Origin of the sequence: Edwardsiella hoshinae NBRC 105699 = ATCC 33379, assembly GCF_000474215.1 — a bacterium.
GTDB classification, from domain to species: Bacteria; Pseudomonadota; Gammaproteobacteria; order Enterobacterales; family Enterobacteriaceae; genus Edwardsiella; species Edwardsiella hoshinae.
Genome location: NZ_BAUC01000048.1, coordinates 1 through 9,578 on the forward strand (window position 1 = coordinate 1; position 9,578 = coordinate 9,578).

General features: G+C 53.9%; 8 protein-coding genes. All 8 read right to left on the bottom strand.

The window, feature by feature from the left end; all coding sequences use genetic code 11:
- The coding region (locus tag EHO01S_RS17745) for a DNA-directed RNA polymerase subunit beta' (RefSeq protein WP_035370829.1) at positions 1–1,360 on the bottom strand (1,360 nt) is incomplete at its 3' end.
- A 78-nt stretch (positions 1,361–1,438) separates the two neighbouring features.
- Positions 1,439–5,467: a DNA-directed RNA polymerase subunit beta gene (gene rpoB / locus EHO01S_RS16195; RefSeq protein WP_024524931.1), complete on the bottom strand. Its 4,029-nt coding sequence runs from the start codon at positions 5,465–5,467 to the stop codon at positions 1,439–1,441.
- Between the two features lie 330 nt (positions 5,468–5,797).
- A complete protein-coding gene (rplL, locus tag EHO01S_RS16200) occupies positions 5,798–6,166 on the bottom strand; it encodes a 50S ribosomal protein L7/L12 (RefSeq protein ID WP_005280479.1) in 369 nt (122 codons plus the stop codon).
- A gap of 66 nt (positions 6,167–6,232) precedes the next feature.
- Complete coding sequence (rplJ, locus tag EHO01S_RS16205) at positions 6,233–6,730, bottom strand: 50S ribosomal protein L10 (RefSeq protein ID WP_024524932.1); 498 nt, start codon at positions 6,728–6,730, stop codon at positions 6,233–6,235.
- 319 nt (positions 6,731–7,049) lie between these two features.
- The gene (rplA, locus tag EHO01S_RS16210; protein ID WP_024524933.1) at positions 7,050–7,754 is read right to left on the bottom strand and encodes a 50S ribosomal protein L1; all 705 of its coding nucleotides are present in this window, start codon (positions 7,752–7,754) and stop codon (positions 7,050–7,052) included.
- A 3-nt stretch (positions 7,755–7,757) separates the two neighbouring features.
- Complete coding sequence (rplK, locus tag EHO01S_RS16215; protein ID WP_024524934.1) at positions 7,758–8,186, bottom strand: 50S ribosomal protein L11; 429 nt, start codon at positions 8,184–8,186, stop codon at positions 7,758–7,760.
- A 163-nt stretch (positions 8,187–8,349) separates the two neighbouring features.
- Positions 8,350–8,895 carry a transcription termination/antitermination protein NusG gene (gene nusG, locus EHO01S_RS16220; protein ID WP_005280494.1) on the bottom strand — a complete coding sequence of 182 codons (546 nt, stop codon included), beginning with the start codon at positions 8,893–8,895 and terminating at the stop codon, positions 8,350–8,352.
- A 1-nt stretch (position 8,896) separates the two neighbouring features.
- Positions 8,897–9,280, bottom strand: a complete 384-nt coding sequence (secE, locus tag EHO01S_RS16225; protein WP_005280496.1) for a preprotein translocase subunit SecE — start codon at positions 9,278–9,280, stop codon at positions 8,897–8,899.
- Between the last annotated feature and the right edge of the window lie 298 nt (positions 9,281–9,578).

A 9,578-nucleotide genomic window follows, 5' to 3' on the forward strand; every position in this document is an offset into this window, starting at 1 on the left:
AAACCAGCGGATGCAGTTGGATGGCTTTACCTTCGATCAGCAGCGGCTCGAATGCCTGGATACCCAGACGGTGCAGGGTCGGCGCACGGTTCAGCATCACCGGATGCTCACGGATCACCTCATCGAGGATATCCCATACCACCGCTTCTTCACGCTCGACCATCTTCTTAGCTGCCTTGATGGTGGTAGCAAGACCACGCAGCTCCAGCTTGCCATAGATAAACGGCTTGAACAGCTCCAACGCCATCTTCTTCGGCAGACCGCACTGGTGCAGACGCAGGTACGGACCTACGGTGATAACGGAACGACCGGAGTAGTCGACACGTTTACCCAACAGGTTCTGACGGAAACGCCCCTGCTTACCTTTGATCATATCGGCCAGCGACTTCAGCGGACGCTTGTTAGAACCGGTAATAGCACGACCGCGGCGGCCGTTATCCAGCAACGCATCGACCGCTTCCTGCAACATACGCTTTTCGTTGCGTACGATGATGTCCGGCGCGGCGAGATCCAGCAGACGCTTCAGACGGTTGTTACGGTTGATCACGCGACGATACAGATCGTTCAGATCAGAGGTCGCGAAACGGCCGCCATCCAGCGGAACCAACGGACGCAGATCCGGCGGCAGCACCGGCAGCACCGTCAGGATCATCCATTCCGGCTTATTGCCAGACAGGATGAACGCTTCTAGGAGCTTGATGCGCTTAGTCAGCTTCTTACGCTTGGTTTCAGAGTTGGTTTCGTTCAACTCTTCGCGCAGCTGCTCGCACTCGGCTTCCAGATCCATGCCTTTCAGCAGAGCCTGGATCGCCTCGGCACCCATCTTGGCATCGAATTCGTCACCAAACTCTTCCAGCGCGTCCAGATACTGCTCTTCGGTCAAGATCTGACGACGCTCCAAGTTGGTCATACCGCCTTCGACCACCACATAGGATTCGAAGTACAGTACGCGTTCGATATCACGCAACGGCATATCCAACAGCAGACCGATACGGGACGGCAGGGACTTCAAAAACCAAATGTGGGCAGTCGGTGAGGCCAGTTCGATGTGACCCATACGCTCACGGCGCACTTTGGTCTGGGTCACTTCAACGCCACATTTTTCACAGATGACGCCACGGTGCTTCAAGCGCTTGTACTTACCGCACAGGCACTCGTAATCTTTCACCGGCCCAAAGATACGGGCACAGAAAAGACCGTCACGCTCTGGTTTGAACGTACGGTAGTTGATGGTTTCCGGCTTCTTAACTTCGCCGAAAGACCAGGAACGGATCATGTCTGGCGAGGCCAGCGCAATTTTGATCGCGTCAAACTCTTCGGTCTTAGTTTGCGCTTTCAGAAACTTCAGTAAGTCTTTCACGGATTAGCTCCCGTCGGAGTGAGAACTCTTAAGGCGCCCGCGTAACGGGCGCCCTGTGATCGGTACGGATTCGAGTGCTTACTCGTCTTCCAGCTCGATGTTGATGCCCAGCGAGCGGATTTCTTTCAACAGTACGTTGAAGGATTCCGGCATGCCCGGTTCCATCTGATGGCTGCCATCCACGATGTTCTTATACATCTTGGTACGGCCGTTTACGTCATCAGACTTAACGGTGAGCATTTCCTGCAGGGTGTAGGCGGCGCCGTAAGCTTCCAGCGCCCACACTTCCATCTCCCCGAAACGCTGACCACCGAACTGCGCCTTACCACCCAACGGCTGCTGGGTAACCAGGCTGTAGGAGCCGGTGGAACGCGCGTGCATCTTGTCGTCGACCAGGTGGTTCAGTTTCAGCATGTACATGTAACCGACAGTTACCTGACGCTCGAAACGCTCACCGGTGCGGCCATCATACAGGGTAATCTGACCGGAGGTCGGGATGCCACCCAGCTCCAGTAGGCCCTTAATTTCGCGCTCTTTAGCACCGTCGAACACCGGCGTTGCAACCGGCAGACCCTTCTTCAGGTTTTCTGCCAAACGCAGAACCTCTTCATCGCTGAAGGTGTTCAGATCCACCTGCTGACGAGTGTTGTCACCCAAATCGTAGGCTTTCTGGATGAACTCACGCAGTTTGGCCACTTCCTGCTGCTGCTTGAGCATGGCGTTGATCTTGTCGCCGATACCTTTCGCCGCCATACCCAGGTGGGTTTCCAGAATCTGACCGATGTTCATACGTGACGGTACGCCCAGCGGGTTCAGTACGATGTCGACCGGCGTACCGTTCTCATCGTAAGGCATATCTTCGATCGGGTTGATCTTAGAGATAACACCCTTGTTACCGTGACGACCTGCCATCTTATCGCCCGGCTGGATCTGACGTTTCACCGCCAGGTACACCTTCACGATCTTCAGCACGCCCGGCGCCAAATCATCACCTTGAGTGATCTTGCGACGCTTGGCTTCCAGTTTCTTCTCGAACTCTGCCTTCAGCTCGTCGTACTGCTCAGCCAGTTGCTCCAGCTGGTTCTGCTTGGTTTCATCCGCCAGGCCCAGCTCCAGCCAACGGTCACGCGGCAGTTTTTCCAGTTTTTCCGCTTCCACGCCACCGGCAACCAACACGTCGTGGATACGGGTAAACAGGCCGGCTTCCAGGATCTGCAACTCTTCGGTCAGGTCTTTCTTGGCCTGCTTGAGCTGCATCTCTTCGATTTCCAGCGCACGTTTGTCTTTTTCCACGCCATCACGGGTGAAGACCTGCACGTCGATAACAGTACCGGAAACGCTGTTCGGCACACGCAGAGAAGAGTCTTTCACGTCAGACGCCTTCTCACCGAAGATGGCGCGCAACAGTTTCTCTTCCGGCGTCAGCTGGGTTTCGCCCTTCGGCGTTACCTTACCGACCAGGATGTCCCCCCCCTTCACTTCGGCACCGATATAGACGATACCGGATTCGTCAAGCTTGGAGAGCGCAGCCTCACCCACGTTCGGGATGTCGGCGGTGATCTCTTCTGGCCCCAGTTTGGTGTCACGCGACACGCAGGCCAGTTCCTGAATGTGGATAGAGGTGAAGCGATCTTCCTGTACAACGCGTTCGGAGACCAAAATGGAGTCTTCGAAGTTGTAGCCGTTCCACGGCATGAACGCCACGCGCATGTTCTGACCCAGCGCCAATTCACCCAGGTCGGTGGACGGACCGTCGGCCAGCACATCGCCGCGCTCGATAGGCTCACCCAGTGAGACACACGGCATCTGGCTGATGCAGGTGTTCTGGTTGGAACGGGTGTACTTGGTCAGGTTGTAGATATCGATGCCGGCTTCGCCCGGGAACATCTCGTCTTCGTTAACCTTGATGACGATACGGGACGCATCCACGTACTGCACCATACCACCACGCTTAGCGACAGCAGTTACACCGGAGTCGACGGCGACCGCGCGCTCCATCCCGGTACCAACCAGCGGCTTATCCGCGCGCAGGGTCGGTACAGCCTGACGTTGCATGTTCGCACCCATCAGAGCACGGTTGGCGTCATCGTGCTCCAGGAACGGGATCAGAGACGCACCGACGGAAACCACCTGCTGAGTGGAAACGTCCATGTAGTCAACTTGATCGCGACTGAACAGGCTGGATTCACCCTTGCTACGGCAAGTAACCAGATCTTCAACGAAGCGACCTTCCTCATCCAGGTTGGAGTTAGCCTGGGCGATAACGAAGTTGCCTTCTTCGATAGCAGATAGGTAATGGATCTCATCGGTCACGATACCGTCACGCACGCGGCGGTACGGGGTTTCCAGGAAACCATACTCGTTGGTCTGTGCGTACACAGACAGGGAGTTGATCAGACCGATGTTCGGGCCTTCCGGCGTCTCGATAGGACATACGCGACCGTAGTGAGTCGGGTGTACGTCTCGAACCTCAAAGCCGGCGCGCTCGCGAGTCAGACCACCTGGGCCCAACGCGGAAATACGACGCTTGTGAGTGATCTCAGACAGCGGGTTGTTCTGATCCATAAACTGAGACAGCTGGCTGGAACCGAAGAACTCTTTCACCGCAGCGGAGATCGGCTTGGCGTTGATCATGTCCTGCGGCATCAGCATATCCAGATCGCCCAGAGACAGACGCTCTTTCACCGCACGTTCGACACGCACCAGACCGACGCGGAACTGGTTCTCCGCCATCTCGCCCACGGAGCGGATACGACGGTTGCCCAAGTGGTCGATATCGTCGACTTCGCCTTTACCGTTACGGATATCGATGAGCTTCTTCATCACCTCGATGATGTCTTCTTTGCTCAGGATACCGGAACCTTCGATCTCGTCGCGCATCAGAGAACGGTTGAACTTCATACGGCCGACCGCAGACAGATCGTAACGATCTTCAGAGAAGAACAGGTTCTCGAACAGGTTTTCGGCGGCTTCGCGGGTCGGCGGCTCGCCCGGGCGCATCATGCGGTAGATTTCTACCAATGCACTCAGACGATCGTTGGTCGGGTCGACGCGCAGAGTCTCGGAGATATACGGGCCGTGATCCAGATCGTTGGTGAACAGCGTTTCGATTCGCTTGTAACCAGACTGGCTTAGCTTGGCCAGCAGATCCAACGACAGCTCCATGTTAGCGGCGCAGATCAGCTCACCGGTGCTCTCATCGATGTAATCTTTCGCCGCCACTTTGCCGACGATGTACTCAACCGGTACTTCGATCAGCTTAACGTCATCTTTTTCCAACTGACGGATGTGACGAGCAGTGATACGGCGGCCTTTCTCGACATAAACCTTACCGTTGGCCTCAATATCGAAGGAGGCGGTTTCACCACGCAAACGCTCCGGTACCAGTTCCATCTGCAACTTGTTGTCGCGGATCTCAAAGATCACCTTGTCGAAGAACAGATCGAGGATCTGCTCGGTGGTGAAATCCAATGCGCGCAGGATGATGGTAGCCGGCAGCTTACGACGGCGGTCAATACGGACAAACAGGTTGTCTTTCGGGTCGAACTCGAAGTCCAGCCAGGAACCACGGTAAGGAATAATGCGTGCGTTATACAGCACCTTACCAGAGGAGTGGGTTTTACCCTTGTCGCTATCGAAGAACACGCCCGGGCTGCGGTGCAACTGGGAAACGATAACACGCTCGGTGCCGTTGATGACGAAAGTGCCGTTCTCGGTCATCAACGGGATTTCACCCATGTAAACTTCTTGTTCTTTGATGTCCTTAACGGTGCCTTCCGGCGCTTCGCGCTCGTAGATCACCAGGCGCAGTTTTACGCGCAGCGGAGCGGAGTAGGTTACACCACGGATCTGACACTCTTTAACGTCAAATACCGGCTCACCCAGGCGATAGCTGACATACTGCAACTCGGAGTTGCCGCTGTAGCTTTGGATCGGGAATACGGAGCGAAAAGCCGCTTCCAGACCATACTGACCTTCCGGATCTTGCTCGATAAACTTCTGGAACGAGTCAAGCTGGATAGAAAGGAGATAGGGTACGTCCAACACTTGGGGACGCTTACCAAAGTCCTTACGAATTCGTTTTTTCTCGGTATAGGAGTAAACCATAGGGTTCCTCAGCTCGCTGAATAGTCGACCCATTTTGTCCGTCCTGATAGGACAGTTCACGCAACACCATTTTGTGACCGAAAGGGTGAATCCCCCTTCGCAATACTTGTTTCTATCACTCTTAAACCATTTCATTGCGCTTTACACAGCACCGCAACTCACGGTCCTGACGCAGTATATTAAGGCGTCGATAGAAACAAGTATTGGGGATAACCTGTGACTAAACAGTGTGAAACCTCACAGGCATCCTTTACAGCGCAAAAAGGCTGGTGACCAAAAAGTCACCAGCCATCAGCCTGTTAACACAGACTGTACTCCAGAAAGTTAAACTTATTTAACTTCAACAGAAGCGCCAGCTTCTTCCAGAGCTTTCTTCAGAGCTTCAGCGTCGTCTTTGCTGATGGCTTCTTTCAGAACTGCCGGAGCAGATTCTACCAGGTCTTTAGCTTCTTTCAGGCCCAGACCGGTTGCGCCACGGACAGCTTTGATAACAGCAACTTTGTTGCCGCCAGCAGCGGTCAGGACTACGTCGAATTCAGTTTTTTCTTCAACAGCTTCAGCAGCGCCGCCAGCGGCAACAGCTACAGCAGCAGCAGCAGAAACACCGAATTTCTCTTCCATCATGGAGATCAGCTCAACAACGTCCATTACGGACATTTCTGCAACTGCGTCCAGAATTTGCTCTTTAGTGATAGACATGACAATTGTTCCTAAAAATCAGAAATAGTTTATACGTTAGCAAGTGCGACAGTAGTAAAGCAGCGATTAAGCCGCTTCTTTCTGATCGCGCAGAGCAGCCAGAGTACGAACCAGTTTGCCGGCAGCGGCTTCTTTCATGGTCGACATCAGGCGTGCGATTGCTTCTTCGTAAGTCGGCAGAGTTGCCAGACGGTCGATCTGGGCCGCCGGGATCAGCTCACCTTCAAAGGCTGCAGCTTTGACCTCGAATTTTGCATTGTCTTTGGCAAATGCCTTGAACAGACGAGCGGCAGCGCCCGGGTGTTCCATAGAGAATGCAATCAGGGTCGGACCAACAAACGTGTCTTTCAGGCACTCGAACTGAGAACCTTCAACGACGCGGCGCATCAGGGTGTTGCGAACAACACGCATGTAAACGCCAGCTTCACGACCTGCTTTACGCAGTTCAGTCATTTTGTCTACGGTTACGCCACGGGAATCCGCAACGACAGCAGACAGCGCGCCTTTGGCTACTTCGGTGACTTCAGCAACAATCGCTTGTTTGTCTTGAAGATTTAATGCCATTAGCTTGTGCTCCTGGATTTTGCCGGAGAATGACTCCGGAACTCACTTCACTCGCTTATGGCCGAAACCATGCGCGAGCATAGAAACACGGTGAGCAGAATCCAGACATCTAAAAAAGATTTCTTCGGGCTCTGTCACCGTCTACGCAGGACGATTAAGTCCCTCACGAGACACCTGCGGTCTTGGACGGAGGTCTGGAAATAGGCCAGACTCCAACCGAAAATTCGTTCGCTTTACATTCATGGAATGTGCGGGCGTTAGATTTTAGACAAAACCAACGCCCGCGTAAAGCGAAAAGGCAAATCCTAATCCCGCAGGATTAGTTAGCCACTGCGCTCAAGGTGGCCTGATCAACAGCTACGCCAGCGCCCATGGTGGTGGACAGGCAAACTTTCTTGATGTAGACGCCTTTAGCAGTTGCCGGCTTCGCCTTCTTCAGCGCAACCATCAGCGCTTCCAGGTTTTCTTTCAGCTGCTCAGCTGAGAAGTCCGCCTTACCGATGGTGCTGTGAACGATGCCGTTCTTGTCGTTACGATAACGAACCTGACCAGCTTTAGCGTTTTTAACTGCTTCAGCTACGTTCGGCGTAACAGTACCCACTTTCGGGTTCGGCATCAGGCCACGCGGCCCCAGGATCTGGCCCAGTTGACCAACAACGCGCATTGCATCCGGAGAAGCAATAACAACGTCGAAGTTCATTTCGCCTTTCTTGATCTGGTCAGCCAGATCTTCCATACCCACCAGGTCAGCGCCGGCAGCTTTAGCTGCTTCAGCGTTCGGGCCTTGGGTAAAGACAGCGACGCGTACGGTGCGGCCAGTGCCATGCGGCAGGACGGTAGCACCACGTACGTTCTGGTCAGATTTACGCGCATCGATGCCCAGGTTAACGGCAACGTCTACGCTTTCAACGAATTTAGCAGTGGCCAGCTCTTTCAGCAGAGCAATGGCTTCGTTGATGTCATACTGTTTAGTCGCATCAACTTTTTCACGGATCACGCGCATGCGCTTGGTCAGCTTAGCCATCTATTAGTCCTCCACTACCAGGCCCATGGAACGAGCGGTACCTTCGATTGAGCGAGTCATCGCTTCAACGTCAGCACCAGTCATGTCCGCAGCTTTAGTTTCTGCGATTTCACGTACCTGAGCACGGGTCACTTTACCGACCTTGTCTTTGTTCGGCTTACCGGAACCAGACTTGATGCCTGCCGCTTTCTTCAGCAGAACGGCAGCCGGCGGGGTCTTGGTAACGAAAGTGAAGGAACGGTCAGAGTAAACGGTGATCACAACCGGAATCGGCAGACCTTTTTCAATGCTGTCAGTCTTAGCATTGAACGCCTTACAGAATTCCATGATGTTAACACCCTGCTGACCCAGAGCCGGACCAACCGGCGGGCTCGGGTTAGCCATACCAGCTGCAACCTGCAGCTTCACGTAGGCTTGGACTTTCTTGGCCATTTAAAATTTCCTCAATTGGGTAATATCGCCTCAGAGAGGCTCCCCGTGATGGTAAAACGCTTTATGTGCCGCAAAACACAGCAGCCCATAAATACAAAAGGCGCGAAATTGTAGTTCAATTTCGCGCCTATGGCAATGCACTTTTGCTGCGTGGCGACGTTTATTACGCCTTCTCAACCTGGCTGAAATCCAACTCAACCGGCGTAGCACGACCAAAGATGGAGACAGAAACCTTCAGGCGGCTCTTTTCGTAATCCACCTCTTCCACCACACCGTTAAAGTCGGCAAACGGCCCTTCGTTGACACGCACCATCTCGCCTGGTTCGAACAGGGTCTTCGGACGCGGCTTATCACCAACCTGCTGTAGGCGATTCATAATCGCATCCACTTCTTTGTCGCTGATTGGCGCCGGACGGTCGGAAGTCCCACCGATAAAGCCCATCACGCGCGGTACACTACGCACCAGATGCCAGCTCGCGTCGTTCATTACCATCTGCACCAGGACATAGCCCGGGAAGAACTTGCGCTCACTCTTGCGACGCTGGCCGCCACGGATCTCGACCACTTCCTCGGTCGGCACCATGACTTCACCAAACAGCTCTTCCATATTGTGCAGTTTGATATGCTCGCGCAGCGACTGGGCTACGCGCCCCTCAAAACCGGAAAACGCCTGAACGACGTACCAACGCTTCTTCGGTGCTTCAGACATTTTAGAACCTCAGGCCAGTAATAAAGGAAACCAGACGGACCAGAATACCATCCAGTCCCCACAGAATCAGTGCCATAACGGCGGTCACTGCGGCGACGATCAGAGTCGTATGCAGCGCTTCCTGACGTGTCGGCCAAATCACTTTACGCATTTCAGTACGCGCTTCGCGAGCAAATGCCACGGTCGCTTTACCCTGCGTCGTCATCAAGGCGATGCCGCCGGCGGCAGCGATGATAACCACAACGGCCAGAGCACGCAGTGGCAGACTCACATCACGGTAAATATAGTTACCGACGATGGCTACGATCAGCAGAACGGCGACAACCAGCCACTTCATGACTTCCAGGCCACGCCCGCTCCCTTGAGCATCGGTATTCGCACTCATAAACCAACCTGTCACTAGATTCCAGAAAAACAACTTTGCCCCGCATTGCGAGGCAAACCAAACCGAATGAGAATCTTACGAGATACCAATGTGGATAGCACATTTATATCTGCAAAAAGCGACGTCGCTCGCGTGTTTACACGGCAAGTCGCGATTCGGCACCATACGCCGTCTCGCCAGAGCCCATCTCACCAGTAATTATGCGGAAAAAAACCACTGATGAGATAGGTTCTTGTCAAACTGCGTAGAAAAAGGGCATCAAATGATGCCCTTTTATCGCGTGCTGCGTCAAATCTTA